The sequence below is a fragment of the Streptomyces sp. NBC_01233 genome, assembly GCF_035989305.1.
Taxonomy (GTDB): domain Bacteria; phylum Actinomycetota; class Actinomycetes; order Streptomycetales; family Streptomycetaceae; genus Streptomyces.
This window is the reverse complement of record NZ_CP108514.1, coordinates 3,022,659-3,048,286: the sequence shown is the minus strand read 5'-3', so window position 1 is coordinate 3,048,286 and position 25,628 is coordinate 3,022,659. Positions and strand designations below refer to the sequence as shown.

At 71.3% G+C, this 25,628-nt stretch carries 26 protein-coding genes and 1 pseudogene; 9 read left to right on the top strand and 18 right to left on the bottom strand.

Annotation, left to right across the window (positions count from 1 at the left end; translation table 11 throughout):
- Positions 1–95 precede the first annotated feature (95 nt).
- The 6 genes from OG332_RS14235 to OG332_RS14210 all read right to left on the bottom strand — a co-directional run bounded on the left by OG332_RS14235 (position 96) and on the right by OG332_RS14210 (position 7,605).
- Complete coding sequence (locus tag OG332_RS14235; protein ID WP_327413826.1) at positions 96–422, bottom strand: hypothetical protein; 327 nt, start codon at positions 420–422, stop codon at positions 96–98.
- Positions 423–754: 332 nt separating this feature from the next.
- A complete protein-coding gene (locus OG332_RS14230; RefSeq protein ID WP_327413825.1) occupies positions 755–886 on the bottom strand; it encodes a hypothetical protein in 132 nt (43 codons plus the stop codon).
- Positions 883–1,953 carry a hypothetical protein gene (locus OG332_RS14225; RefSeq protein WP_327413824.1) on the bottom strand — a complete coding sequence of 357 codons (1,071 nt, stop codon included), beginning with the start codon at positions 1,951–1,953 and terminating at the stop codon, positions 883–885. The genes OG332_RS14230 and OG332_RS14225 overlap by 4 nt, the downstream gene beginning before the upstream one ends.
- The gene (locus OG332_RS14220) at positions 1,950–3,848 is read right to left on the bottom strand and encodes a hypothetical protein (RefSeq protein WP_327413823.1); all 1,899 of its coding nucleotides are present in this window, start codon (positions 3,846–3,848) and stop codon (positions 1,950–1,952) included. The genes OG332_RS14225 and OG332_RS14220 overlap by 4 nt, the downstream gene beginning before the upstream one ends.
- Entirely contained in the window at positions 3,845–6,235 is a 2,391-nt protein-coding gene (locus OG332_RS14215) for an FAD-dependent oxidoreductase (RefSeq protein WP_327413822.1), read from the bottom strand. Before OG332_RS14215 ends, OG332_RS14220 begins: the two co-directional genes overlap by 4 nt.
- Positions 6,236–6,447: 212 nt before the next feature.
- The gene (locus OG332_RS14210; protein WP_327413821.1) at positions 6,448–7,605 is read right to left on the bottom strand and encodes a carboxylate-amine ligase; all 1,158 of its coding nucleotides are present in this window, start codon (positions 7,603–7,605) and stop codon (positions 6,448–6,450) included.
- A gap of 215 nt (positions 7,606–7,820) precedes the next feature.
- Here OG332_RS14210 and OG332_RS14205 point away from each other — a divergent pair, with 215 nt between their 5' ends.
- Complete coding sequence (locus tag OG332_RS14205) at positions 7,821–9,083, top strand: MFS transporter (RefSeq protein WP_327413820.1); 1,263 nt, start codon at positions 7,821–7,823, stop codon at positions 9,081–9,083.
- Between the two features lie 81 nt (positions 9,084–9,164).
- Positions 9,165–10,328: an IS701 family transposase gene (locus OG332_RS14200; RefSeq protein ID WP_327419120.1), complete on the top strand. Its 1,164-nt coding sequence runs from the start codon at positions 9,165–9,167 to the stop codon at positions 10,326–10,328.
- A gap of 653 nt (positions 10,329–10,981) precedes the next feature.
- Here the strand turns inward: OG332_RS14200 and OG332_RS14195 are convergent.
- Positions 10,982–11,344: a cupin domain-containing protein gene (locus OG332_RS14195; RefSeq protein WP_327413819.1), complete on the bottom strand. Its 363-nt coding sequence runs from the start codon at positions 11,342–11,344 to the stop codon at positions 10,982–10,984.
- Between the two features lie 48 nt (positions 11,345–11,392).
- On the opposite strand from OG332_RS14195, the gene OG332_RS14190 reads away from it, so the two are divergent.
- Both OG332_RS14190 and OG332_RS14185 read left to right on the top strand, forming a co-directional pair.
- Positions 11,393–12,226 carry an AraC family transcriptional regulator gene (locus OG332_RS14190; protein WP_327413818.1) on the top strand — a complete coding sequence of 278 codons (834 nt, stop codon included), beginning with the start codon at positions 11,393–11,395 and terminating at the stop codon, positions 12,224–12,226.
- A 7-nt stretch (positions 12,227–12,233) separates the two neighbouring features.
- Positions 12,234–12,845, top strand: a complete 612-nt coding sequence (locus tag OG332_RS14185; protein ID WP_327413817.1) for an esterase-like activity of phytase family protein — start codon at positions 12,234–12,236, stop codon at positions 12,843–12,845.
- Here the strand turns inward: OG332_RS14185 and OG332_RS14180 are convergent.
- Both OG332_RS14180 and OG332_RS14175 read right to left on the bottom strand, forming a co-directional pair.
- Entirely contained in the window at positions 12,842–14,191 is a 1,350-nt protein-coding gene (locus OG332_RS14180) for a carboxyl transferase domain-containing protein (protein ID WP_327413816.1), read from the bottom strand. The genes OG332_RS14185 and OG332_RS14180 overlap by 4 nt on opposite strands.
- Positions 14,188–14,445 (bottom strand): hypothetical protein, encoded by a 258-nt coding sequence (locus OG332_RS14175; RefSeq protein WP_327413815.1) that lies wholly within the window; start codon positions 14,443–14,445, stop codon positions 14,188–14,190. The genes OG332_RS14180 and OG332_RS14175 overlap by 4 nt, the downstream gene beginning before the upstream one ends.
- A gap of 108 nt (positions 14,446–14,553) precedes the next feature.
- On the opposite strand from OG332_RS14175, the gene OG332_RS14170 reads away from it, so the two are divergent.
- Positions 14,554–14,772, top strand: coding sequence for a hypothetical protein (locus tag OG332_RS14170; protein ID WP_327413814.1), 219 nt, complete (start codon positions 14,554–14,556; stop codon positions 14,770–14,772).
- A 195-nt stretch (positions 14,773–14,967) separates the two neighbouring features.
- Here the strand turns inward: OG332_RS14170 and OG332_RS14165 are convergent, their stop codons facing one another.
- Complete coding sequence (locus OG332_RS14165) at positions 14,968–15,867, bottom strand: hypothetical protein (RefSeq protein ID WP_327413813.1); 900 nt, start codon at positions 15,865–15,867, stop codon at positions 14,968–14,970.
- Between the two features lie 69 nt (positions 15,868–15,936).
- Here OG332_RS14165 and OG332_RS14160 point away from each other — a divergent pair, with 69 nt between their 5' ends.
- Complete coding sequence (locus tag OG332_RS14160; RefSeq protein WP_327413812.1) at positions 15,937–16,377, top strand: Lrp/AsnC family transcriptional regulator; 441 nt, start codon at positions 15,937–15,939, stop codon at positions 16,375–16,377.
- A 15-nt stretch (positions 16,378–16,392) separates the two neighbouring features.
- Here the strand turns inward: OG332_RS14160 and OG332_RS14155 are convergent, their stop codons facing one another.
- The gene (locus OG332_RS14155; RefSeq protein ID WP_327413811.1) at positions 16,393–18,042 is read right to left on the bottom strand and encodes a GAF domain-containing protein; all 1,650 of its coding nucleotides are present in this window, start codon (positions 18,040–18,042) and stop codon (positions 16,393–16,395) included.
- Positions 18,039–19,076, bottom strand: a complete 1,038-nt coding sequence (locus tag OG332_RS14150) for a rod shape-determining protein (RefSeq protein ID WP_327413810.1) — start codon at positions 19,074–19,076, stop codon at positions 18,039–18,041. The genes OG332_RS14155 and OG332_RS14150 overlap by 4 nt, the downstream gene beginning before the upstream one ends.
- 211 nt (positions 19,077–19,287) lie before the next feature.
- Here OG332_RS14150 and OG332_RS14145 point away from each other — a divergent pair, with 211 nt between their 5' ends.
- Positions 19,288–19,998 carry an esterase/lipase family protein gene (locus OG332_RS14145; RefSeq protein ID WP_327413809.1) on the top strand — a complete coding sequence of 237 codons (711 nt, stop codon included), beginning with the start codon at positions 19,288–19,290 and terminating at the stop codon, positions 19,996–19,998.
- Positions 19,999–20,011: 13 nt separating this feature from the next.
- Here OG332_RS14145 and OG332_RS14140 read toward each other — a convergent pair whose 3' ends face one another.
- Positions 20,012–20,569 (bottom strand): hypothetical protein, encoded by a 558-nt coding sequence (locus tag OG332_RS14140; protein ID WP_327413808.1) that lies wholly within the window; start codon positions 20,567–20,569, stop codon positions 20,012–20,014.
- A gap of 78 nt (positions 20,570–20,647) precedes the next feature.
- Here OG332_RS14140 and OG332_RS14135 point away from each other — a divergent pair, with 78 nt between their 5' ends.
- Positions 20,648–21,367: an SCO2400 family protein gene (locus tag OG332_RS14135; protein ID WP_327413807.1), complete on the top strand. Its 720-nt coding sequence runs from the start codon at positions 20,648–20,650 to the stop codon at positions 21,365–21,367.
- An 18-nt stretch (positions 21,368–21,385) separates the two neighbouring features.
- Here the strand turns inward: OG332_RS14135 and OG332_RS14130 are convergent, their stop codons facing one another.
- On the bottom strand, positions 21,386–21,811 hold the full coding sequence (locus tag OG332_RS14130; RefSeq protein ID WP_327413806.1) for a MarR family winged helix-turn-helix transcriptional regulator: 426 nt from the start codon (positions 21,809–21,811) through the stop codon (positions 21,386–21,388).
- Positions 21,812–21,906: 95 nt separating this feature from the next.
- On the opposite strand from OG332_RS14130, the pseudogene OG332_RS14125 reads away from it, so the two are divergent.
- Positions 21,907–22,083 (top strand): annotated as a pseudogene (locus OG332_RS14125) (NADP-dependent oxidoreductase); the annotation flags it as partial.
- 1,245 nt (positions 22,084–23,328) lie between these two features.
- Here OG332_RS14125 and OG332_RS14120 read toward each other — a convergent pair.
- The 4 genes from OG332_RS14120 to OG332_RS14105 all read right to left on the bottom strand — a co-directional run bounded on the left by OG332_RS14120 (position 23,329) and on the right by OG332_RS14105 (position 25,618).
- Positions 23,329–23,820: a hypothetical protein gene (locus OG332_RS14120; RefSeq protein WP_327413805.1), complete on the bottom strand. Its 492-nt coding sequence runs from the start codon at positions 23,818–23,820 to the stop codon at positions 23,329–23,331.
- A 263-nt stretch (positions 23,821–24,083) separates the two neighbouring features.
- Positions 24,084–24,941, bottom strand: a complete 858-nt coding sequence (locus OG332_RS14115) for a helix-turn-helix domain-containing protein (RefSeq protein WP_327413804.1) — start codon at positions 24,939–24,941, stop codon at positions 24,084–24,086.
- A complete protein-coding gene (locus tag OG332_RS14110) occupies positions 24,925–25,434 on the bottom strand; it encodes a DUF6879 family protein (RefSeq protein ID WP_327413803.1) in 510 nt (169 codons plus the stop codon). The genes OG332_RS14115 and OG332_RS14110 overlap by 17 nt, the downstream gene beginning before the upstream one ends.
- The gene (locus OG332_RS14105; protein WP_442816151.1) at positions 25,418–25,618 is read right to left on the bottom strand and encodes a hypothetical protein; all 201 of its coding nucleotides are present in this window, start codon (positions 25,616–25,618) and stop codon (positions 25,418–25,420) included. The genes OG332_RS14110 and OG332_RS14105 overlap by 17 nt, the downstream gene beginning before the upstream one ends.
- Positions 25,619–25,628: the final 10 nt, after the last annotated feature.

Here is a 25,628-nt window from a genome sequence, read left to right as displayed (position 1 = left end):
GTTCCCCCGCACTCCCGTCGCCCGCCGAGAAGGCCAGGGTGCGGGCGACGGACCACAGGTCCAGACCCTGGTCGTCGGCCAGCTCGCGCCCGGGCTCACACCTCCTGCCATGTTCCGTTCGGCCTGGCGCGCGCGACGTACGTCAGCCCGCCGTTGTCCGACTCGATCCGCCCGTCGGCCAGCAACGCCCGCCCGCCCCAAGGCTCGTGGTCGACGTGGCCCACCAGGCGCGCTCCCGGTGAGGTGGCGCCGCCGATCTCGCCCCGCATGCACTCCCGGAACCGCACTCCGCGGGGCGCGTCCCGCATCGCCGTACACGTCGGGTCCTTGGCCACGCCCGAGGGCTCGGCGCTGTCCAGGTAATCCCACGCGTCTCGGTAGCCCATCGCCACCAGGGCGTCCGCCGAGATCCGTCCGGCCATGAACTCCGGGTCGCGCGGCAGCGGGTGCCGCCCTTCACGGAGACCTCGCTGCTCACCGGCAGGTCCACGGCGTGCTGCCCGGTGCCGAACGCGCCGCATGGCAGCCCCGGCAGCAGTGGCGGAGCCGACCGGCTGCCGTGTGTGCAGGCGATCGCGATGGAGTACTCGATGTACCGGCCGATGTCGGTGCGGACGTAGTTGACCACCGTGATGACGAGCAGCCCCTTTCCGGCCGGGAGCGCCATCGGATGCAGCTCGCCACCGGGCAGCAGCCGGGCCGCCGCCGCCGCGAGATCCACGGGGAACCCGGCCATCAGGGCAGGCGTGTCGACCTAGTCGACCGGAAGATCGAACGGGATGTCGTCGACCAGCGCGTGCCGTCCGGAGAGCCGGCGCCGGCGGCGCGGGACGGGCGATGGCATGACCGACATGCCCATCCGGGCAAGGGACGGGATCCGCTTCATCGAGCGAGCTCCTCAAGGATCACCGGGTATGTGTCCACCGCCGCGCGGCGGCCGATGAAGACGTCGAGGTGGCCGTAGCCGGGCAGCAGGTGCAGGCTGTCGCGGCCGGGCCTGTGCCTCTGCAGGAAGTCGAAGGTGCGTCGCTGGCTCTCCGCCGTGAAGCAGTGGTTGTCCTCGCCCGCGAGGAGCACGATCCGTGCGTCGGTCCTCGGCGCCTGCGCGACGAAGGACCGCGGCAGAGACTCGATGCCGTCCGTCGGCACCAGGTGGCCGGCCCGGATGCACCGGTTCATCTGCTCGAAGAACGTCATCGGCACTTCGGCGAACTCGCCCCGGATCCAGTCGTGCGTCGCCTCATCGAGATTCGCGTGGGACCACAGGGCCGGCCAGCCGCTACCGTACGTGAAACTGACCATCCGGCAGACTGAATTGCGGCACTCCGGATGTGTCGCGCGCACGCACCAGACCAGCAGCCGGGGCAGCGGTCCCCGCGGACGGTCTCCCCAACCGGGCGAAAGGTACGGGAGCGCGTGGCGGATGACCGGCGCGAGGTAGCCGATCTTGAACGTCGACAGGCGGGGCACGACCGTGTGCAGCGACACCGCGTTGCTGACCACGGTTTCCACTTGGGGGAGCAACCCGGCCGTCAGCGCCATCATGAACGACGTCGAGCCCTGACAGTGCACGACCGCCTTGAGCCGCTCGGCGCCCGTGGCGGCCAGCACATGGGCCACCGCGGCGGGATGGTCGTACGCCGCCGCCTGATCAAGCGTCCAGGCCATCGGGGCGAGGTCGATCGAAGCGCGCCAGTTGAGCAGCCAGACGTCCCAGCCGTCGTCGATCAGGGCGTCCACGAACGTGCGGGGCAGCGGCGGCCGGAACAGCTCGGCCCGCACCCCCGCACCGTGCACGACGAGGACCGGACCGCGGGTCGGTGGGTGCCTGCCCTGAACGTGCACCAGAGTCAGGGGTCTGCCGTCGAGCGCGGTCAGCGGCTGGACCTCGGTTACGTGGTCACGGCGGGTCGTGGGCTGGGTCGGTGGGTCCGGCTGCGGAGCGCCGGTCATGGGCGTGCCGCCTCTCGATCGATCACGATGGGGGCCTCGATCAGCCTCACGGCTGGCAGCTTCCGGGGCACCGGCCGCATCCCGCCGGCGGAGAGGTCCTGTACGTCCCAGTCGCGGCAGATGCCGTCGAGCGCGAGCGGGTAGAGGGTGAGGGTGCCCGACTGCGCGATGTGGATGCGGACGAACCCCTTGTGGTCCTCGATCGACTGGCCGGACATCGGCCACTCGGCGACCACACCGTCGTGTACCGACAGCGTCCACAGCGCGAAGGCCTCGGAGCCCACGGCCGCGCCCGTCAGGGCGGCGACGAACAGGCACGCCAGCACTACAATCCACCCGGAGCAGGCGGGCGGGAACGGAATCGCCACGGTGATGGCCAGGGCCACCAGCGCGACCGCGAGCTGGAGCAGGACGGCGGTCGTCGTGCGGGACGGTGCGGCGAGCTTACGTTTGCGGATCAGCCGGGCGGCGCAGCCGAGCACGACCAGCACCAGCTCCGCGAAGAGCACGATCGCGACGAATCCGACGATGTCACCGACACCGGCCCTGCGTACTGCGTCGACGGGCTGCGGGGCGCCCTCCGCCAGCGCGAACAGGAAGCTCATGAGGAGGAACAACCCGACGTGCAGCCCCGCGGCGGGCGCGGCGAATCCCGGATTGCGCCAGACCAGCCAGTTCCGGTTCCACGGCAGCGCGATGTGCCGGGCGATGCGGCGGGACTCCTCGGCACTGGGGTAGGTCTCCCGCGCGAGGGCGAACGCCGGCGGCGGGTCGTCCTTGGACCGCATCCGCGAGTCGCCGGGCGGCAGGCGCAGCACGGGTGGCAGCCGGTGCGTCGCCGCCAGGAACGCACCGCCCATGCCGCACGTCACCATCTGGCGCCGCCGGGGGTCCGGCGGCAGGCCGTCGGATCCGGCCGGGTCCTCCCCGGGCAGCTGTTCGGCATACCGGGCGTAGTGATGCTTGTCGCCGGTCAGCCACAGCCGGATCGACGCGCCCGTCGGCACCGGCTCTCCGGTCGTCGGATCGGTCTTGGTCCGGATGATGTTGCGGTCGAACCAGTGCAGCGCGTTGAAGGCATCGGATTTCCGGTCCTCGGCACTCTCTACCCAGGTGGGCTCGGCGGAGCAGACGATCACGCCGTCACCGGGTTGCAGGTTCGCCGACAGGTGGGTCTGGAAGTAGTGCAGCTGGGGGTCGTCGAAGTACGAGCCGAGCTGGCTGTCCAGGCCGATGAGCCACCACTGCTGCGGCAGCCGCACGGCGAAGTAGCTCCGCTTCTGCCGGGTCTGCCAGCCGCCGATGGACCGCTCCTGGACGAACATCCGGAGGAACGAGGTGAGGCCGTCGTACCAGTCGTGGTTGCCCGGCAGCGCGACCATGAGCGGCTGGTCGGCCGCCGTCTCGTGGTTGCCCGGCGGCGCGACCATGGGCGGCTGGTCGGCCGCCGTCTCGTGGTTGCCCGGCAGCGCGGCACGGTACGGGCCCTGCAAGCGGTCCTCGTACCCTGTCGCCGACGCGACCGGGTACACCTGGTCGCCGCCGAGGACGAGCAGCGAGCCCCGGGGCAGCGGCGTCGCGCCGTTCTCGCAGGTGATCATCTGCGCCGCCAGGGTGAACGCCACCGAGCTCGTCGCGTCGAAGCCGTCACCGAGGTCGGCGACGAAATCGATCCAGATCTCCTCGGCATCGGGTTTGTCCGGCGGCGCCGACAGGAGATCTGCCTCGTCGAGCGCGCCCTGGATCTCCCGCTTGTCCGAGTAGTTGGCGAAGACGGCTGCCAGCGCGGCCTTCACCGCCGTACGAGCCAGTTCCTTCGGGGCCAGCCACCGCACCTGCTCCTGCGGGGTGAAGCCGAGCTGCTTGGAGAGCTTGCGTAGCTCGCGCACGTTCACGTCGACTCCTCGGTGGGCATGCAGTGCGAACCGTAGACGGACCACAGCTCGCCGAGGAAGAGCCGGCCGAAGCTCTCCAGTGCCCGCCGGGGATGCGGGCCGACGGCACGGAACGTGGTCAGCTGCCGGACGAAGTCATCGACCAGGATGACGACGATCCCCGCGCCGAGTACCGGGGCGGTTTCGTCGCCGGCCGGCACGACGTGCCCGGCGAGCAGGCGGAAGTAGAGCGTCGAGGTGTCACGCCACACATCGATGCCGGGATCGTCGTGCACCTCCTTGTGCCCGACGAGTGTGAGCGGATTGCCGCCCGGGTCGCGGAGGTGCAGCCGGTACAGCATCCGCCGCAGACTCGGGTCGCCGTCCCGGGTGAACAGGTTGAACCAGCCGCGTTCGACCGGCAGCCGACCGCCCAGGACGTCGCAATCCACGTGGCCGGCGGCTCTGGCCGGGTGGTCCGGGTCGACGACGAAGCGGTCCACGTCGGCGGCGGTGATCGTGAGACGGAACACAAGCCGCTGGTTCAGGGACCGGCCGAGCTCCTGTCCCTCTTCGGGATCGCCGACGTCGAGTGCGACATGTCCTTTCATCTCCTCCGTGAAGGAGAGACTGGTGGGCCGTTCACCGTTCGCGGAAGCGGCCACGTCCGCAAACGGCGCGGGTGCGGCCGCGGCGGCCCGCGGCGTGGAGCGCTCCGCGAGGATGCGGTCGCAGGCGCGGTCGGCGAACGCGGCGATCGTGAGCGAGGGGTTCGCGCCCACCGGCCCGGGCAGCGCCGCGCCGTCGAGTACGTGCAGGCCCGGATGGCCGAAGACCTCGCCGAAGGAATCGCAGACGCCCTCCGCGGGATGTCGGCCGATCGGGGCGCCGCCGAGCGGGTGCACGGTGATCACCCGGCGCGCCCACCACAGCGGGTTGTCGTGGAATTGTCCGCCGAGCGTCTCGGCCATGTCGCGCATGGTCGAGCGGACTCGCTCGAAGTAGCGGCGTGACGTCTGCGTGGTCCAGTCCACGTCGAGGTAGCCCCGGCGCAGGCCCATCCGGCCGTCCGGCAGATCCCGTCCCATGCCGAGCAGCGGCAGCGACGAGTCAGAGAACACTCCGGGTCCGAGCAGCAGGGCGAGTTGCCTGCTGATGTTGCTCTGCGGGCTGAACCCGAGCCGGGACCGCAGCCGGTGCAGGCCGAACCCGGCGGTGCGGCGGATACTTCCGGGCACCTGCGTGGCCTCGGCGAGCCAGTTGACGAACGCCGGGTAGCCGGCGTCCTCGATGTAGAAGCCGCGCCCCGGCTGGCCGTCCTCGTCGAGTTCGTCGGCGACGCGGATGGCGCTGGTGATCACCGGGCCCGTACTGCTCGCGATCGTGCGGGGGCCGTGCACCTCGGCGCCGCCGGTCGCTTTGGCCACCAGCCCGAGCACGTCGCCGTTGCCGCAGAACCGGGTGCCCAGGGCCTGGCTGATGCCAGGCAGCGCGGCGCGGTTGCGCAGCAGCAGGTACGTCGATCCGAACGAGCCGGCCGCCAGCACGAGACGGTTGCAGGTGATCCGCTGCACCGGGAGCCGGCTGGTGGCGGTGCGACGGCCCTCACGGGCCGGGTCGTGGACGACGTACCGGACCTCGTAGCCGCCGCCGGGCAGAGGCGTGAAGCCGCGCACCTCGCAGCGCGTGCGGATGTCGGCGCCGTGGTGTCGCGCGGCCGACAGGTAGGTGTGGTCCAGGGTGTTCTTGGCGCCGAAGTTGCAGCCGATGTCGCACTCGCCGCACAGCCGGCAGGTGTCGCGCGGCAGGCCGTGGAGGTTGCCGTACTCGGGCTCGGGGACCGGTGCTCCCGGAACCGGCCCCTCGCCGGGCCGGGGCGAGAACGTGACGGCGAGCGGCGGACGCGACGCGTGCAGGCCGAGCTTGTCCGCGGCCTCCTCCATCGCGACGGTCTTTGGCGTGTCGGTGTACGGGTACCGCGTGGCGCCGAGCATGCGTTCGACGCGCTCGTAGTGCGGGTCGAGGTCGCCCCGGCCGATCGGCCAGTTCTCGTAGCCGCCGCCGGGCAGCGGTGACTCGTGCACGAACCACCGCTCGTCCTTGCGGAGCAGGACATTGGCGTAGATCAGCGAGCCGCCGCCCAGGCCACTGGAGACGACCCCCTCCAGGCCGCGGAACGACCAGATGTCGAACAGCCCGTGCATGCCCTCGCTCGGGTCCCAGAAATTGCGGCCCATGGCGGCCGGCGTGCGGGGGAAGCTGCCGGGAGGGTACGGCTTGCCGCGCTCCAGAACCACCACGGACAGGCCGTCCTCGGCGAGACGGTAGGCGGCGACGGAACCCCCGAATCCCGAACCGACGACGACGACATCGACTGCGTCTTGGCTACGGACCCGTTCGTTCGCCATCGGGTTTCCTAACAGGCTCTATAGGAACATTCCTATGCGAACCAGGACGTTAGCCTCTTCTTCGTCAGCGCACCAAACAGCCGGTGCGTATGGGGGACGGGGACGTTCCATGAGGCTGAGAGCGAGATCGGGGCACCCCAAGAGGCTCTGCCTCCAGAGAGCGGTGGCAGAGCCTCGACGTATGGGACTGACGGCGTTTCCCCGGTGCCCGGCTAGAAGTCCTCCGTTTCGTCCGCGAGGTGGCGCAGTACGTCCGTCAGGTCCTGGCGGCGGGCGAAGGCCACGCGCTGGCGGTGGGCGCCCGAGCCGTCGCGCAGGAGGCCGGCCAGGGTCTTGGCCGCGTGGTCGAGGTCGCCGGCGGCGGCCAGGTCCGGTGCGACCAGGTCCAGCAGGGCCTCCGCGAGGTCGGCCGCGGGGAGTTCCACGCCCGTGTACGGGTCGAGCCCGAAGCCCTCCAGCCCGTCGTGGGCCGCCCGCCAGCGCGCGAGGTGCAGTACGTCGTCCCGTACGGCCGGCTCGGGGCGGTGCTCGTCGATCTCGCGCAGGGCCGTGGAGACCAGCGCGCGGGCCAGTTCGGCCTGGAGGATGGCGGAGTCGATGTTCGGGGACATGTCGGGCGCCCGGATTTCCAGCGTCGGCCAGTGCCCGGACGGGCGGAGGTCCCAATAGACCATCTTGATGTCCAGGGCCGCCCCGGAGCCGAGCAGGGTCTGTACCGACCGGCGGAAGTGGGCCGTGGACGTGAAGTGCGGCGGCAGCCCCGCCGAGGGCCAGCCGGACCAGGCCATCGCCCGCCAGCTGGCGTGGCCCGTGTCACGCCCGCCCCAGAACGGCGAGTTGGCCGCCAGGGCGATCAGTGTCGGCAGCCACGGTCTGATCCTGTTGGACACCGCCACGGCGGTGTCCACGTCGAGCGTGCCGATGTGGATGTGGCGGCCGCAGCTGACCAGCGTGTCGGTGAGCGCGCCGAAGCGGCGGTGCTGCTCGCGCTGGCGCGGCTCGTCGTCGGTCAGGTGCAGCGGACCCTCCACGGCGACCACCGGCGAGGGCGCGGCCAGCAGCCGGCAGCCGTGGGCGCGGGCCGCCCGGCCGAGGGTGCGCCGCAGGGCGGCGAGCTCGGCGCGCAGCGAAGCTGCCGAGTGGGCTATCGGAGTGGACAGCTCCACCTGGTAGCGGGTGCCCTCGGGGTGCAGCTCGCCCGGCAGCCCGCCGGCCGTCGCGAGGACGAGCGGGGCGGCGGGGACCACCCGGAACGTGCGGGCGTCGACGAGCAGGAACTCCTCCTCGACGCCGACGGTGAGGGGGACGGTGGGGCGCACCGTGTTCTGCGTCGTGCCGGTGCTCGTGGTGCTGTTGCCAGGTTCGATCACTACGCCTCCCTGGACATACGAGTCTTTTCATCATGAGCTGAACACGAGGCGAGGAGCGCACGTCGATTCAGTCAAATGTCAGGTGATAGTGGCGGGTTACCGGCAAGAGGCCATCCGCGGCGGGACCGCGGGGCCGGATGGGGCGACTGTTGCCGGTGTGTGAAGCGGCGGAATAACCCCTCGGGGTGCAGGACGGCCGGCGGTTAGGATCCCCTGTGCCCCCGACGACAGCTCCCACCCGCCCCCGGCGGCGCATATTCGCCGACCTCACCCCTCTGCGCACGTCCGCGGACTACCGGCGGCTGTGGGTCGGCGGCACGATCTCCTGGGTCGGCCAGGCGATGACCGCCCTCGCGATCTCGCTCCAGGTCTACGACATCACCCGGTCCAGCTTCTCCGTCGGGCTCGTCGGGCTCTTCTCGCTCGTCCCGCTCGTCGTCTTCGGGCTCTACGGCGGCGCCATCGCCGACACCGTGGACCGGCGCAAGCTCGGCCTCTACAGCTCCCTCGGCGCCGCCGCCCTGTCGGTCGCACTCGCCGGGGCCGCGCTGCTCGACTACCACCGGGTCTGGTTCCTGTACGGCGTCGTCGCCCTCCAGGCGGTGTGCGGGGCGCTCACGGGACCGGCGCGGGCCGCCATGATCCCGAGGCTGCTGCCGGCCGAGCAGCTGCCCGCCGCCAATGCCCTGAACTCGGTGACCATGACCTTCGGGACGATGGTCGGGCCCGCACTGGGCGGGCTGATCGTCGCGCTCGGCGGCTACCAGTCGGCGTACCTGATCGACGCCGTGACCTTCACCGCCGCCCTCTACGCGATGTGGCGGCTGCCGTCGATGAAGCCCGACCGCGGAGAGGAGGCGCGGGGGCGGGCCTCCGTCGTCGACGGACTGCGCTTCCTCGGGACCCGGCCCAACATCCGGATGACCTTCTTCACCGACATGGCCGCGATGGTGCTGGCGCAGCCGAAGGCGCTGTTCCCGGCCACCGCCGCGCTCTGGTACGGCGGCGACGCGAAGACGGTCGGACTGATGGTGGCCGCGATCGCCGCCGGGGCGCTGCTGGGCGGGCTGTTCTCCGGCTGGCAGGGCCGCGTCCAGCGGCACGGGCTGGCGATCCTGCTCTCCGTCGCCGGCTGGGGACTGGCCATCGCCGTGTTCGGACTCACCCGGAACCTGTGGCTCGGTTTGTTCTTCCTGGCCCTCGCCGGGGCCGCGGACACCGTCTCGATGGTGTTCCGCAGCACGATGCTCCAGGCCGCCACGCCCGACGAGATGCGCGGCCGCCTCCAGGGCGTCTTCATCGTGGTCGTCGCGGGCGGGCCCCGCCTCGGGGACTTCATCGCCGGGAGCACCGCCGACCTGACCTCCCCGACCGTGGCCGTCACGGGCGGGGGGCTGGCGTGCGTGCTCGTACTGGGCCTGCTCGCGCTGCGGTGGCGGAACTTCGCCCGCTATGACGCACGGTCCCCGCAGGCCTAGTACTGCAACCGCATGTGGCGTGACGGTCGGTGAGGTTGCTCGTTGTTGTGACTGTGTGATGAATCGCTGACGGTTGAGCAGATCGAGTCGTGGTCCGAGGGTGTAGCGGGGTTGCATGCCCGGTTCGGGCATCGTTTTGGCAGGTCGGAGCCACGTGATCGGGCTCTGGACTACATGACGGGCCTGCTTGCGCCGCTAGAGAAGAAGAACGGGTGGACGCTGGCCGAGCAGGTCGGCCAGCTCCGCCCGGACGGTGTGCAACGCCTGCTCAATCACTCCGAATGGGACGAGAACGCGGTCCGGGACGATGTCCGGGACTTCGTCGTGGAGACCATCGGCGCCAAGGATGGCGTGCTCATCGGGGACGACACCGGGTTCCTGAAGAAGGGCACCAGGTCAGCAGGGGTCCAGCGGCAGTATTCCGGCACCGCTGGCCGCACCGAGAACTGCCAGATCGGCACCTTCCTCGCCTACGCATCCGCCAAAGGGCGGGCGCTGATCGACCGGGAACTCTACGTCCCGAAGTCCTGGACGGACGACCGCGACCGCTGCCGGGCAGCCGGGATCGACGACACCGTGCCGTTCGCCACGAAGATCGAGCACCTCAAGTGGATGCTGCAACGCGCCATCGACGCGGCTGTTCCCTTCGCCTGGGTGACCGCGGACGAGGCATACGGGCAGGTCAAACACTTCCGCGCCTGGCTGGAAGAACGCCAGGCCGCGTATGTGCTGGCCACCAAGGTCAACGACACCGTGATCACCGCCGACGGCCGCGACGCCCGCGTCGACGAGCTGATCGCGGCCCTGCCGAAGCAGGCATGGAAACGGATCTCCGCCGGAGCAGGCGCCCACGGCCAGCGGATCTACCACTGGGCCCGCGTCGCGATCCGGCCCACCTGGGAGGGCGGATCCGGGCACTGGGTGCTCGCCCGCCGCAACCTGTCCGACCCCACCGACATCGCCTACTACGTCTGCTACGGCCCCGTCACTTCCCGGCTGAAAGACCTGGTCAGGACCGCCGGAGCCAGGTGGGCGGTGGAGGAATGCTTCCAGACCGCGAAGGGTGAATGCGGGCTCGATCACTACCAGGTGCGGCTCTACCGGGCCTGGTACCGGCACATCACCCTCGCCATGGCCGTCCTGGCCTACCTCACGGCCATCCGTGCCGCAGAAGCCGCAAAAGGGGCAGCGGAGATGACGAGCAAGACCTCATACCCCTCAGCGTCCCGGAGATCCGCCGGATGATCGGGCACATCGTCGTCACGCCCCGCTGCCACAGCAACGAGCACCGTCTCCACTGGTCACGCTTCCGGCGCCGCAGCCAGGCCCGAGCCCGCCGCTGCCATTACCAACGCCGAGGCCACGACCCACACATGCGGTTGCAGTACTAGTCGCTGGGACCGCTGGGCCGGGCCGGTCGGCGGCGCCGCTGGTGCGGGGCCGGTTCGTGGGGGGCCGGTTCGTGCGGTGCGGTTCGTGGGGGGCCGGTTCGGGTGGGGGCGCGCGCGCCGGGGCGTCTCCTCGGGCGCCGAACGTGGCGGGGGTTCGGAGGGCCGAGGGGATTGCGTTCGGCGCCCTGCGGGGAGCGCCCCGGCACACGCCCGGCCCGGCTGAACCGGCGGTCCGGGCTCCGGGCGTGTTGCGTTTCGGCCGGCAGGGCCACCGGCACACGCCCGGCCCGGCGGAACTGGCGGTCCGGGCTCCGGGCGTGTTGCGTTTCGGCCGGCGAGGCCATCGGCACACGCCCGGCCCGGCGGAACTGGCGGTCCGGGCTCCGGGCGTGTTGCGTTTCGGCCGGCAGGGCCACCGGCACACGCCCGGCCCGGCTGAACCGGCGGGCCGGGCTCCGGGCGTGTTGCGTTTCGGCCGGCGAGGCCATCGGCACACGCCCGGCCCGGCTACGCGTCCACCGGCTCCCGGGTGCGGTCGCCGCCCGCGTTGCCGGTGTTCGTGGTGCCGGTCGGCTCGAACAGCAGGATCGCCGCCTCCTCGTCCGCCGCCGGGCAGTGCTCCACCCCGCGCGGGACGACGTACATCTCGCCGGGGCCCAGCACCACGTCCCCGTCGCGCAGGCGGATCGTCAGGGTGCCGGCGACCACGAGGAAGAGCTCGTCGGTGTCCTCGTGGCTGTGCCACACGAACTCGCCCTGGAGTTTGGCGGCCTTGACCTCGTAGTCGTTGACGCGGGCGATGCGGTGCGGGGCCCACTGCTCGGTGAAACCGGCCAGCTTCTCGGCGATGTTGACCTTGTGTGTCGTCATGCGGGCAGCCTGCCGGAGCGAACGCGGGCGGTCTTGTACGTTCCTGACATGCCCGCGATACGCCCGCGCAGCACCGTCTCCGCCTGGCAGCCGCCGGTCCCGGGGATCGCCGAGGTCTTCCACGCCCGGTTCACCGACCACGCCTATCCGGCGCACGTGCACGACACGTGGGCGCTGATGATCCTGGACGGCGGGCGGGTCGACTTCGCCCTGGACCGCGAGCGGCACGGCGTCGGGCTCCGGGACGCCGTGGTCCTGCTGCCGCCCGGGGTGGTCCACGACGGGCGGACCGTCACCGAGGCCGGCTTCCGCAAGCGGGTCCTCTACCTCGACACCTCCGTCCTGCCCGAAAGCCTCACCGGCGCCGCCGTCGACGCCCCCCTGCTGCTCGACCCGACCCTGCGGGAGCGCGTCCACGGGCTGCACCGGGCGCTCGGCACGCGGGAGCTGCCGGCCGGGGCGGTCGAGCGGCTGGAGGCCGAGTCGCGGCTGGCCTTCGTACGGGAACGGCTGCACCGGTGGCTCGCGGGACGCGCGCCGGCGGCGTACGGGGCGCCGGGCGCGGGCCTCGCCGTACGGCTGCGCGAGCTGCTCGACGCGCGCGTGACCGAGGGGCTCGGCCTGGAGGAGGCCTCGGCGGAGCTGGGCCGCGTCCACCCCACCCACCTGATCCGGAGCTTCCGGACGGCGTACGGGCTGCCGCCGCACGCCTACCTCACCGGGCGGCGGGTGGCGCTGGCGCGGCGGCTGCTGCTGGCGGGGATGCGGCCCGCCGAGGCGGCGACGGCCGCGGGCTTCTACGACCAGGCGCACCTGACGCGGCACTTCGGGCGGCACGTGGGGATCAGCCCGGCGCGGTTCGCCCGATCCGGCCGGACGTGAAGGGGAGTTGGCCGGTTCGTTGCAGCCCGGGCGGCCGGGGTGTCCCCGCGCCCCACCCGGGCCGCTGGCCGGCGACGGCAAGGACGCGCAGGGGCGCACCCTCCAAAGGATCCAGGCCTGGGAGCGGGGGCGGAATGGCGAGTTCCGGCTGGGGTGCCAGTACGCCTGCCCGGTCGACGCGGCGCGCGGCCTCGTCGAGCTCACGCCGACCCGCGACGGCCGGCTGATCGTCCTGGAGCGGGGCTTCAGCCAGCAGTTCAAGATCACCAAGCGGCTGTACCTCGCCGACCCATCCCCCAGACTCCGTCCGGGGGGACCCCCAGGTGCGACGGACACCTCGAAGGTGGACGTGCTGGCCGAGGGGCCGCGGCTGCGGGTGGCCCGCAAGACCGCGCTCGGGGACTTCGACGACTGCCCGACCCCCGGGGCGCCGTCGAAGCTCCCGCAGAACCACCCGCTGGTGGACAACGCCGAGGGCATGGTGGTGACGGACGCCGACGACACCGGCGGCGTCGGGCGGGTACGGCTGCTGCTGGTCAGCGACGACAACGAGCTCGCACAGCAGGTGACGCGGCTGTACCGGATGGACGTCCGGCTGCCGGCGCGCCGGAGCCGCTAGGGCTGCTTCCCGCCGACGATGCCGCAGGCGACCCCCAGCGCGACCAGGTCCTGGGGGCGGATGCGGAGTTGGTCCGCGGTGGCCGGGGCGGCCGACGGGGGGCGCTTGAGGATGGCCGCCGCCAGTTCCGGGGCGATGACGGAGAAGTAGCTGTCCGGGGTGACCCAGGTGTTGCCCGGCGCGGCCAGGGCGAGGGCGCCGCCCGAACCGCCCTCGCCGATCAGCAGGGTGGTGACGGGGACGGAGGCACCGGCCAGCGCCGCGAAGGTGTCCGCGATGGCCGCGCCCGCCCCCGCGTGTTCGGCGGCGGCGTCGTTGGCCGCGCCGGGGGTGTCCACCAGGGTGAGCACGGGGATGCCGAGCCGGTCCGCGAGGCGGATGACGCGGGCGGCCGTACGGTAGCCCGCCGGGCGGGTGGCGGTGCCGCACTGGGCGGTGTAGGCCACGGCCCGGCCCTCCCGCAGCCCGAAACCGCACAGCATGCCGGGGTCGGTGCCGCCCGCCCGGTCCCCGGAGAGGGGCAGGCGGAGTTCGAAGTACGCGTCCAGGTACGCCCCGGCGCGCGGGCGGTCCGGGTGACGGGCCTGACGGACGGCGTCCCAGCCGGTGGCCGGCGGCGCGGCGTCGGCCAGTGCGGCCGGGGGCTCGACGGGCCCGGAGGGGCGGGGCGCGGCCAGTACGCGCAGCCAGTCGGCGAGGGTGCCGGCCAGCCCGGCGGCGGGGACCACGGCGTCCACGTGACCGGCGGCGTACTGGCCCTCGGCGGAGTAGGCCGCCGGATCCGCGTCCGCCGGGCGCACCCGGGAGCCGGCGAAGCCGACCTGGGCACCGGGCAGCGCGAGGACCACGTCGGCCCCGGCCCCGAGGGTGGCCCAGCCGCCGCCGGTGGTCGGATCGCGCAGGACGGCCAGCTGGGGGAGGCCCGCGGCCCGCGTCAGGACGCTCTGCCGGGCCACGCGCTGGAGCTGGGTCAGCGCGAGCATGCCCTCCTGCATGCGGGAGCCGCCGGTGGCGATGAGCGAGACGAGGGGGAGGCGGTGCGCGCGGGCGTGGGCGTACGCGGCTTCGAGCCGGTCTCCGGTGCGTTCGCCGAGGGACCCGCCGAGGAAGCCGAACTCGAAGGAGACGAGCGTGGCTTCGCGGCCGCCGATGCGGGCGGTGCCGACGACGACGGACTCGTGCTCGCCCGTGCGGTCGGCGGCGCGGGCGCGGGAGTCGTCGTAGCCGTTCCAGGCCAGGGGGCCGTCGGCGGGGGACTCCCGCCGGGGGGCGGGGAGTTCGGCGAAGCTGCCGGGGTCGGTCACGGAGGCGATGGCCGCACGGGCCGAGAGGCGGGTCGTCGTCACGGGGTCACCCTAGGGGGTGGGGTGCCGGTCGGGCCGGGCGCTGCGCAGGGGCAGGGGGCGTCCAGGGGGCGGGCCGCGGGTCGGGTCGGGGGGAAGAGGGCCGCGGCGAAGAAGAGGGCGCCGAGCGGGAGCAGGTCGAGGCTGACGGCGGTGGCGGCCGTGCCCAGCACCACCATGACGGGGCGCCAGGGGCTGATGCGGCGCTGGACGGCGAGCTGGACCAGGAGCCAGACGAGTCCGACGTAGAAGAGCATGGGGCCGACGGTGTAGACGGCGGGCAGCACCCGGGGTGGCTCTGGACCTCCTCGAAGAGCCGTTCCATGCCCGGCCGGTCGGCGGCGCGGAAGCCGACGACGAGGTCGATGACCGCCTGGACGACGACCGCCAGCGTGCCGGCGAGGCCGAACAGGGCGGCGGCGGACGCGCTCAGCCGGCCCGCCCGGGTGGTCGGCCCGGTCATCCGGCGCAGGGCCGGGAAGACCACGGCGAACAGCGACACGCCGACGAGCAGTGCGATGTGGCCCGCGGTCCAGGCGGGGCCCGGGCCGTGGTCGGGGTCGCTGAGCCGGATGATCCCGTAGGCCGGCATGCAGAGGGGTGCGGCGAGGAAGGCGGCCCGTGTGACGGTCGTCCGGCGGTGCCCCTGCGGTGGATTGGGCATGTACCGATCATGTTCGGCGGGGGTGCCGGGCCGTATCCGGCATCGCCCCGAGGTCACCCCCCAGGTCACCCCGAGCCGTCCCCCGGTACCCCCGACCGCCTCCTCCCGAACGCCTTCAGGGGAGGGGCGGGAGGGGGAAAGCGATCTTCAGGGCGTAGGCGGCGACCAGGCCGTAGCCGAGGCGGAAGGTCCAGACGCGGGCGGTGTCGGAGATGCGGGTGCCGGCGAGCGAGCCGAGTACGACGAGGGTCTGCTGCCAGAGGAGCGAGGCCGCGCCGACGCCGAGGAGGAAGGCGGCTCCGGCCGGGCCGGTGCCGAGGGTGGCGCCCTGGGCGGTGGTGAGGGCGGCGAAGTAGAGGGCGGTGGTGGGGTTGAGGGCGGTGAGGCCGACGTAGCGCGCGAATGCCCTTGCCGCGGGGCGCGTGCCGGTGCGGTTTTCCGGGCCGGACCCGGGGCCCGGCCCCGGCCCCCGCGCCACAAGCGCCGGCGGGGCTGCACGATCGGGGCTTGGCCCCGGGCCGGGCGCCTCAAGTGCCGGCGGGGCTGCAAGATCGGGGCTTGGCCCCGGGCCGGGCGCCTCAAGTGCCGGCGGGGCTGCAAGATCGGGGCTTGGCCCCGGGCCGGGCGCCTCAAGAGCCGGCGGGTCGGGGCTCGGCCGCGGGCCGCGCGCCTCACATGCCGGCGGGGCCGGAGCGGCTCCAGGCGAGGTTGGGGTGGCTCCCGACCGGGCTGAGGACGAGAGGCCGTGGGCCGCGATGGTCAGGAGGACGGCGGCCGAGGTCAGACGGACCCAGGCTTCCACCGGGGAGACGTGGGCGGCCACCCATGGGCCGACGGCGGTGGCGAGGGCCGCGTAGCCGAGGTCGACCACCGCGATGCCCGCGGCCGAAGCCATCGCCGTACGGCGGTGCCGCATGGCCTCCTGGAGCAGCAGTACGCTCATCGCCCCCATCGGCATCGCCACGCCCAGGCCCGCGACCGCGCCCGCCAGGGCCGGTGTCATCAGTTCGCTCATACGGCGAGAGTCGGCCCCGGACCTCGCGGGATGCGCGCGAATACCGGGCCCGGCTGCGAGAATCGCGGCATGGACCGCCTCGACAGGGAAATCCTCGGCATCCTGCAGCAGGATGCGCGGATCTCGTACCGGGACCTCGGCGTCCGCGTCGGCCTCAGCGCCAACGCCACCGCCGACCGGGTGCGGAGGATGCGTCGGGAAGGGGTGATCCGCGGGTTCACCGTCGTGGTGGATCCGGCGGCCGACACCGCCGGCGGGCTCGTCGTCTTCATCGACGTCACCCTGCGCCAGGACACGACCAACGAGGAGTTCGAGCGACAGGTCGCCAAGCTCCCCGGGATCACCGAGGCCGTGCACGTGACCGGCGAGCACGACTACCTCGTACGCGCCCGGGCCGCCGACCCCGCCGCCCTCGACGGGCTGCTCCGCCGGCTGAAACGGGAGGCGGGCGTGGCCCAGTCCAACACCCGGCTCGCCCTCCGCGCCGCCAAGCGCCCCGGCCAGCCGTAGGCCCCGCCCGGCTTCCTACAGCGCCGACTCCCACGTCACCGGCGTGCCCCGCGTGCCCGACTCCGTACGGCCGTCGTCCGCCACCGTCAGGCGGACCCGGGACGGGGTCGCGTCCACCACCACCTCGATGGAGGTGACCCCGCTGCGCCGGTGCGCCGCGGCCAGGGCCGTGCGCAGGGCGGCCAGGAGGTCGGCCGCGACCGGATCCGGCAGCAGGGCGTCCACCGCGCCCGCGAAGTGCACCGACGGCTGGAAGCCGAGCAGGACCGCCGCCCCGCCCGTCTCGCGCAGGACCCGCCCCCGGAAGGTGGTCGGGGCTTCGGTCGGCGGCTGCTGGAGGGCGAAGATGGTCGTGCGGACCTCCTGGATGGTGGAGTCCAGTTCGTCGACGGCGTGGCCGAGTTCGTCGCCCACGGTGTCTCCGGACGGGGCGTTCGCGGCGCGCCGCCGGGTGCTCTCCAGCATCATCTCGGTGGCGAAGAGCCGCTGGACCACCAGGTCGTGCAGGTCCCGCGCGATCCGGTCGCGGTCCTCGTACACGGCGAGCTGCTCCCGGTCGTGCTGGGCGTCCGCGAGGACGAGGGCCAGTGCGGCCTGGGAGGCGAACTGCGAGGCGAGCAGCCGGTCCACCGCGTCGTACGGGGGACCGCCCCGGGCGCGCGGCAGGGCCAGGGTGCCGATCAGCTGGCCGCCACTCTGGAGGGGGAGCATCATGCTCGGGCCGAATCGTTCCCGCACGTGCGTGGTCATCCGGGGGTCCGTCGCCGAGTCCTCGATGAAGACCGGCTCGCCGCCGAGGAGTTGCGTGAGGACCGGGCTGCCGGGGGCGATCGCGGTGCCGAGCAGGTCGCCCGGGTCCCCGTGGGTGGAGGCGGCGACGATCTCCATGCCGCCCTCGGGGGTCGGCTGGAGCACCACGCCGGCCGCGGCGTCCGCGAGCAGCCGGGCCCGTTCGGCCACGCACCTCAGGGCGTCGGCCGCGGGGCGTCCGGCGAGCAGGGCCGTGGTCACCGCGGCGGCGCCGTCGATCCAGCGCTCCCGGCGGCGCGCGGTCTCGTACAGGCGGGCGTTGCCGATCGCTATGCCCGCCTGCGAGGCCAGCACGCGCACCAGGGCGAGGTCCTCGTCCGTGAACGGGCCGCCGCCGCGCTTCTCGGTGAGGTAGAGGTTGCCGAAGACCTCCGTGTGCACCCGGATCGGGACGCTCAGGAAGCTGTGCATGGGAGGGTGCCCCGGCGGGAAGCCGGCGGCCCGGGGGTCCTGGGCGAGATCGTCCAGCACGAGCGGGCGCGGGTCGCTGATGAGGGCTCCGAGCAGCCCGGAGCGCCCGTCCGGGAGGTGGGGGATCGCCGCCCGCTCCGCCTCGCTCAGACCGGCCGTGAACAGCTCGGTCAGCCGGGCGCGCTCGGGGTCGACGACCCCGAGCGCGCCGTACCGCGCCGAGCACAGCTCGGTCGCCGAGTCCACGATGTGCTGGAGGGTGGCGTGCAGTTCCAGCTCGGAGCCGACGCTGAGGACGGCCTCCAGCAGCACCGGGAGGCTCGCGCCCTCCTCGTCGAACTCCTCGCCGACCTCCTCGCCGAACTCCGGGTCGAACTCCTCGTCGGGTTCCTTTCCCGGCTTCCCGCCGGGACCTTCCTCGGGCTCCTGCCCGGAGTCCGTCATTCGGCCAGCGGGTTGAGAAGCATGGGGGCGATCTTCCCTTCGAGCATCGCGCCGAGACCGAGCACGGCGCACACGTCCGGCCGTTCCGCGATGGCGACGGGCATTCCGGTGGCGTCCCGCAGCATCTGGTCCAGGCCCGGCAGCAGGGCGCTGCCGCCCACCATCATGATCCCCCGGTCCGTCAGGTCGGCGACCAGGTCCGGCGGGCAGTCCCGCAGCACCTTGCCGATGCCGTCGAGGACGGCGGTCAGCGGCGTGTGGATGGCGTCCCGTACGGCGGCGGTGTCGACGTGGACGGAACGGGCCAGTCCGGTGGCCACGTCGCGGCCGTGGATCAGGGTGGAGGCCGGTCCCTCGGCGGTGATGCCGTTTCCGTGCAGGGCCAGTTGGAGCGGCCGGACGGCCTGGCTGGGCAGCATCAGCTCGTGCGCGTGCCGCAGGTGCTGGACGACCGCGTGGTCGATGGCCTCGCCGCCGACCGGGATCCGCTCGGCGGTGACGATCGAGCCGAGGGAGAGGACGGCGACCTGGGTGGCCGCGGCCCCGCACACCATGATCATCGTCGCGGTCGGCTGCTCCACGGGCAGTCCGCAACCGACGGCTGCTGCGATCAGGGTGTCGACCAGTTCGACCCGGCGGGCGCCGAGCCCGACGAGGGTTTCCACGGTGGCCCGCTGGGCCAGCGGGTCCGCGTCGTGCGGGGTGCAGGCGGCGGCCCGCAGCCGGGGTTTGCGGCGCAGGGCGCGCCGCAGCTTCTCGCCGAGGAGGTGACGCAGCATCCGCTGGGCCATCTCGATGTCGACGACGGTGCCGCCGGAGACGGGGCGCACGACCCGGATGTAGTCGGGCGTGCGGCCGGTCATCCGCTCGGCGAAGGTTCCGACGGCGATGAGTGCACCGGTACGCGTGTTGACCGCGGCGACGCTGGGCTCGTCGACCACGAGGCCGGCGCCCTTGACGTACACGCGGGTCCTTGCCGCCCCCAGGTCGACGGCGACGTGGCAGCGGCGCAACTGCTCAAGACTGACGGTCACGGCAGATCCTCCCGAGAGCGCTGACGCAAGAGGACCGGCGGAAATGCCGGTCATTTTTCATATCATCTCGGACATTTGGGTCTAACCGCCCGTTGGGCTGCTCCGGCCGGGGGTGCGTCGCGCCTGCATGGGGGTGGATTTCTGTACCGACAGGCAGCACCATGCCCGCACCGCACGCGCTACTCACGCGTAACAAGGTAAAGGGGACTCGATGCTGACGGCCCGACAGAGACGGCTGGCACTCCTGACGCTCTGCCTGGCGCTGGCGGCGCCGATCTCCGCCCATGCCGCCGACCGGGTCCCGGCCCCCACCTCTGACCAGGCGTCATCGCGCAATCCGGTGATCTTCGTGCACGGCTACAACGCCGATCCGGGCGTCTGGGGAGCCCTGCGCGGGGACCTGCGCGCCGCCGGGTACGCCGACTCCGAGCTCTTCTCCTGGGGCTACGACACCCACCAGTCCGTCAACGAGGTCCTCGCCGGGCGGCTCGGCGCCTACGTCGACCAGGTCCGCCGGGACACCGGAGCCGCCCGCGTCGACGTGGTCGCGCACTCCTTCGGCTCGCTCGTGAGCCGCTGGTACGTGAAGTTCGCAGGCGGCACGGCCACCGTGGACCACTGGGTGTCGCTGGCCGGCCCCAACCGGGGCACCTCCACCGCGTGGGCCTGCGCCCTGTGGGACCAGGCCTGCCGGGACATGACCCCCGGGTCGTACGTGGTGAAGAACCTGAGCGGCGGCGACGAGACCCCGGGCGCGGTGAAGTACGCGACCTTCTGGTCCGACTGCGACGAGGTGGTCAACCCGGACGACAGCGTCCCGCTGACCGGAGCCGCCAACACCCCGGTCGGCTGCCTCAAGCACAACGACCTGCTCGGCGACGACGGCACCTCGGCGGGCGTGCGCGCCTTCCTCGCCTCCTAGGAGCCGTCCGGTCCTAGGCGCCGTCCACCGCGACCCGCTGGAGCAGGCCGTACGTGAACTCCGCCACGCACGGCCTGCCCCGCGCGGCGAAGGCGAGGCGCCAGCGGGTCGGGGCGGTGCCCTCCATCGGCCGGACCGGGGCGAAGGCCCGCGCCACCTCGTCCACCGTCGCCGACCAGGGCCGCAGGTCGTCCGGCGACTCCAGTACGGGCCCCCGCGCGCCCGGGGCGCGCACCAGCCATTCGTTCCACACCGCCCCGTCCGGCGCGGCCAGCACCTCGAAGCGCAGGTCCGGCCAGAGCGGCAGTGGCCACAGCAGGGCCTCGCACTCCAGATCGCCGATCGTGCGGTGCTCGGCGGACTCCGGCGGTCCGAGCACCGAGCGGTACCGGGCCAGGGCGCCGCGGGAGCGGGGCGACCTGACCATCGCCTGCCAGTGCTTGTTGGCCTCCCGCTGGTCCGCGAGCGAGGCGCCCAGCCGGCGGCGGGCCTCGTCGGCGAGTTCCGGCTGGAAATCCGACATCCGCCGCAACAGCACCAACTGGAAGGCGGCGGGACCGAAGGAAGTCATGGAAGGAACGATTCCACACAGGATCCTTACGTTCTCGGAATGCGGCTGTTGCCGCTCACCACGTAGCCTGCGGGCGCCATGAACTACTGCCACGCATGCCGGAGGCACCTCAACGGCGCACTGGCGTGCGCCGGATGCGGAACGCCCGCCGAGTACCTGATACCCGCCGCGCCCGCCGCCGCGCAGGCCGCCCCCGTGGCGTCCGCACCGGAGCCGCCGCCGGTGCTGGCCGACGTGTTCGCCGACTCGCTGGTCGTGCTGTCCGCCCCGAACGAGCGCAGGCCCGGTGCGCGCCGCCGGGTCACGCACCGCAGACGCCGCCGGACCGTGCTGACCATCGGGCTCGGGCTGGCGGTCGCGCTCGGGGGTTCGCTGGCGGTGGCCCACATCGCCACCGACGGGCAGCGCACCGACCGGGCCGCCAACGTGGTGCTGACCGACGACGGCCCGCAGCAGCCCGCCCCGCTGCCGGACGGGCCGACGGCCGGGGCGCCCACGGGGTCCGGGAAGGCCACTGCGAAGGCCGCCCCCGCGGGCACGAAGAAGTCCGGGTCCGGGGCGCCCTCCGGGGCCGTCACCCAGCCGGGTCCGAGCCCGTCCGCCCCCGCCCCCGCGTCGTCGGGGCCGGCGTCCGGCACCCCCGGCCCGGGGGGATCCGTACAGCCCAGTGCGTCGGGCAGGCCCTCCCAGAGCATCTCCGGCACCGCGCAGACGCCGCCGCCCCCGGTCCCGCCGAAGCCCACGCCCACGCCGCCCAAGGACTGCGGCTTCCTGGGCATGCTCTGCTGGGGCGACTGACCGGGGGCGTCTCGCCCCCTACCCGCCGAGCATCCGCTTGAGCAGGTCCCGCAGCATCGCCCGCTCCGCCGGGGACAGTCCGGCCAGCGGTTCGCGCGCGAACTCCAGCGACTCGCGCAGCCGCTCCGCGGTCTGCAGGCCCTCCTCGGTGGGAGCGGCCATCTTGACCCGCCGGTCGGCCGGGTCCGGGCGGCGCTCGACCAGGCCGCGGGTCTCCAGCCGGTCGACGATCCCGGTCACGTTCGAGGGCTCGCACCTCAGCTTCTGAGCGATGCGGCGCATCGGTGTCGGCTCCAGGGAGAGCATGTTCAGCACCCTGGCCTGCGCGCCGGTCAGCTGATGGCTGGCGGCCGCATGCTCGTACTCCATGTGGTAACGGGCCACGACGTCGCCGATGAGCTCGACGACCTCGACGGTCACTGGGTCTACGCGACGACTGGGCATGGAACCAGCGTACCCATTTACTTGACAACATGAAATATCCAGGCGCATGGTTGTTTCACCTAGTGAAGCAATTTCGTTCTTACCAGGAGCGCCGCATGTCTGAGATCCCCGCCGTGAGCCGCGAGTGGCACCTCGTCCGTCGCCCGCAGGGCTGGCCCGTAGCCGAGGACTTCGCCCTGCGCGAGGCCCCCGTGTCCGCCGAGCCCGCCGCCGGCCGGATCCTCGTACGCAACCTCCACATGTCCGTGGACCCCTACATGCGCGGCCGGATAACGGCACTCTGACAACTTCTACCCAGAGTGACGATGTAACTCACGCTGTGCACATGACTCCTTACGCTCTGTGTATAGACTGGGGGTAATGATCGGAACTCTTTCCGTGTGAACCGCTCGGAGCGCCTTCCCTCGATCCTGTACGGGTTCCAGGAGTTCCGTAACGGCCCCTGAGGGGCTTTCTCCCCCCTACTGTGGCCCTAGCGCCAGCGTGACCCCATAGGCCGCCAGAGAGCCGTACAGGGCTTCCTGTGGCTGTCGCTTGGGCCTGTGGTGCCGACGCCGTGACATCAACCGGCTTCGGCTGACTCCTTCATGTGATCCCTGTCTCCCTTTGAGCCTTGGCTGTCCCAGTTCCCTCCAGAGGACAGGTACGTTTTCTGTGAGGGGTTTTCTATATCTGTCTGTAAGCACTTGAGCCGGCCCCGGGGTACGGACTTCTTTTGGCCCCACCCTCGAACCGATGGTCGACGGCTCACCCGAGCCCCTGACGGCCTCTTCTCGCAGGCCATGTCTGTGCATCAGCCCATCACCGGCCCGGCGGTCGAACGTCCGTCGGAGCCAAAAGAACTCCGTGCACTGGAGCCCAAACAAGTGCTTACAAACACTATATCTATAGATACTTACTAAGTACCTATAGAGGCATCCCCCCAAAGGGATGCCCTCTGTGAGACTCCTCCTCTGAACGTAAAGAAGCCCCGGCTCTAGTGGCCGGGGCTTGCTTGTTGCTTCGACTGCTTGAGAGCTGGGTTAGGTACGACTGAGTGAGAGTGGTTCCAGGAGAACCACCTGACAACCGTTCACGCGCCCGTTCGACGTGTTCCAGCGGATTCCGATTTCACCACCGCCGTACTCTGATCTGTTCGGGCGCATTCCGGCTTCGTGCCACCCGGGGTGATTGAACCGCAGGCCGCAGGTTGCGGAGTTGTTGACCCACCCTTCATAGCGCGGTGTTCCGGGGATTCCGCGCCGAACGGCCCACACCTGATAGGGGTACAGTTCCGCCCAGGCCCCGCACTTCACGGGCTTCTCGATCCTGACACTTACAAGGGGCGTGGACACGTACGTTCCTTCCGGGGAGGACGGTTTCTAGCATTCGGCGTAATACGCCTTCGCTGATTCCAAGCTGTGCAGAAAGGTGGACGTAGCTTTCGCCGTCGGCAAGCCGTTTCCTGAGCTTGTCCTCATGGGCCGCTATGTAGTCGCGGTTCTCTTTCATTTCTTGGGCAGTGAGTCTGGGCATTCTCAACCACGCCCCGAGTGCCTGCCCTCGTGGCCGATCGGAAGATTGCAGCCAAGGCAATAGAAGTCGCGCGGGTGGTTGCACGCGCTGTGTCCACAGAACGGCATCTGACGGACGACCGGTGACCCGCGCTGCCCCCAGATCATCCACAGCGCGCCACGCCCGTGTTCGTTGTCGTAGCTGTAGGAAAAGTGGCTGACGTGCTTCCCCCGGTGCCCTGCCCAAAGAACGCACAACTCGGGGCTGTCCCACGAGGGCATTTCGGAGTCTTTCCCAAGTCCGTAGTCTGCCTTGACGGCATCCATGATGGGTGACATCTGTTTGACGACCTGCTCGGGAATCGCCATGTCAGCGAGGCACGCATTTTCCGCCTGTTCCATCGCTCGGTTCACGGTGGCCTCGTGTGACGAATACGACGGCTGCGCCAACTCGGCTCCCTTAGCCCGGAAGGCGTCCACGGGGATTACCGTCAGCTCCGGCCGTTCATGCGTCATGCCCCTGAGTCCCTTTCTCGGCCGCCTCAGCGGCTGCACGCACAAGGGCAGGGATAGCGGCCCGTACGGCCGATGCCCACTCCTGTGCTTCCCGCTCCGCCAAGATCCGGGCAAGCCCCGCGTCCAGCTCCGCGCGCTCTTCAGCAGTGAAGCGCAACAGGGTTTGTCTGGCCCTCTCCACGGCGTTCACAGCCACTCTCTGCCTCCCCGGCTTGAACATCTCCGGGTTCCATTCTCACCCGCTTCTGAACTACCCAGGGCACCTAGTCACGTTGTCGCATAAAGTCGCCTGCCGCCCTACGCAGAAAGGTGGTTGCATCCGTTCCTCGCAGAGCATGACTTAGGAAGAGGTCAAACAGGCCAAGGTGATGAGAGATGTCCCGAGGGTCACGCAACACCACTTCCCCGGAGAACAGTTCCACGGTCACCAGGCGATCGTCATAGACAACGAACACATTCAAGGGGGTGCCCGGAACCTGGGCAGTCTGCGGAATGATCGCTATCTCTACGTTCGGTTTCAGGGACACGGCTGCCATGTGGTAGCACTGAGCGGCCATGGCCTCTGGAGTGGCCCGACGCCACCTGACAGCCTGCTCAGTGAGTAGGAACGTGAACGAACGGGAACGGTCATCCAAGACGGCCTGACGGTCCATGCGGGCCTGTACGGCTCTCTGTACGTCCCTGGCCGGATCGCTAGCCACCGTCTTGGACAGGGTCTGTTCCGCGTATTCACGGACATGCAGGAGACCCGTCGGGATCGCTGGCAGGAAGTGGCGCATTTCCCGAGAGGAACGCTCAAGCGCCTTTAGCTCTGCCTGCTTGTGATAGAGCCCGACACGGGCATAGGCCCGCCAGGATGCGTAATCGACGTTCGCTCTCCGGGCAAGCCTAAGAATCTCCTGGGCCACCTCTTCGGGCACTTCCAAGGCGCTCAGGATCTGCTCAACTTCAAGAACGGTCGGAATGTGTCTGCGGGTCTCAATCCGACTGATCTTGGTCTGGCTCATGTTGCAGCGAACGGCCAAGCGTTCACCGCTCAGGCCGGAGGCTTGGCGGAGGCCCCTCAGAATCTCCGCCAAGTCCTTCCGTTCTTGTTCTTGACTCTCAGGCTCGATACTCACCGAATGGAACAGCGTTCTCTAGGGCTACGTCTCGCCAACGAAGATACTTACTAAGATCCGGGGACTCGATCAGTTCCCGATTGATCTGTGTCCCGTCCGGGCGGTAGTTGAGGTGGACCATCGTGGACTCATCGAACATCCAGAAGTCTTGGTCCGGTAGGTCCAGGTCCCTGCCTGTGAGGTCAAGCACCTGGATGTCCTCCCCGGCCTGGATGTTGCCAGGGACGCCCCAGGCGAACTGATAGCGCTGATAGTCGGTCAGAGGCTGCCTTACGACTCTCACCCTCCCGAAGCTCTTCCCGGCCTCCACAGCGGCCCTGACGGTCCCGTGCCAGGCAGCGTTGTGGGTCTCCGGCTTGGGCTCTCCCCGCAGGAAGCGGGCCAGGCTCTCAGCCTCTGCGGGCATGGTGTAAGTCGGCTGCACTTCGAGCCGCCACGCCGACCGCTTGAAGTCTCGGAAGTACGCCTGCCAGGCGTCACCATCCAAGAGCACGGAATGCCTCCCTCAGCACGTTCTCAGGGATGGTCACGACGGCTTCCCCCTCGGGGGTCGGGTGGTCGGTCAGGTACCCCTGTACGGCGATCGTGCCCGGCCGGTCCGTGGTGAACACGTTGGCGCAGTCTCCCGAGTCGCACTCCGGGTCTTCCCCGGCAATCTTGGTCAGCTTCATGTCCATGCGCACCCCT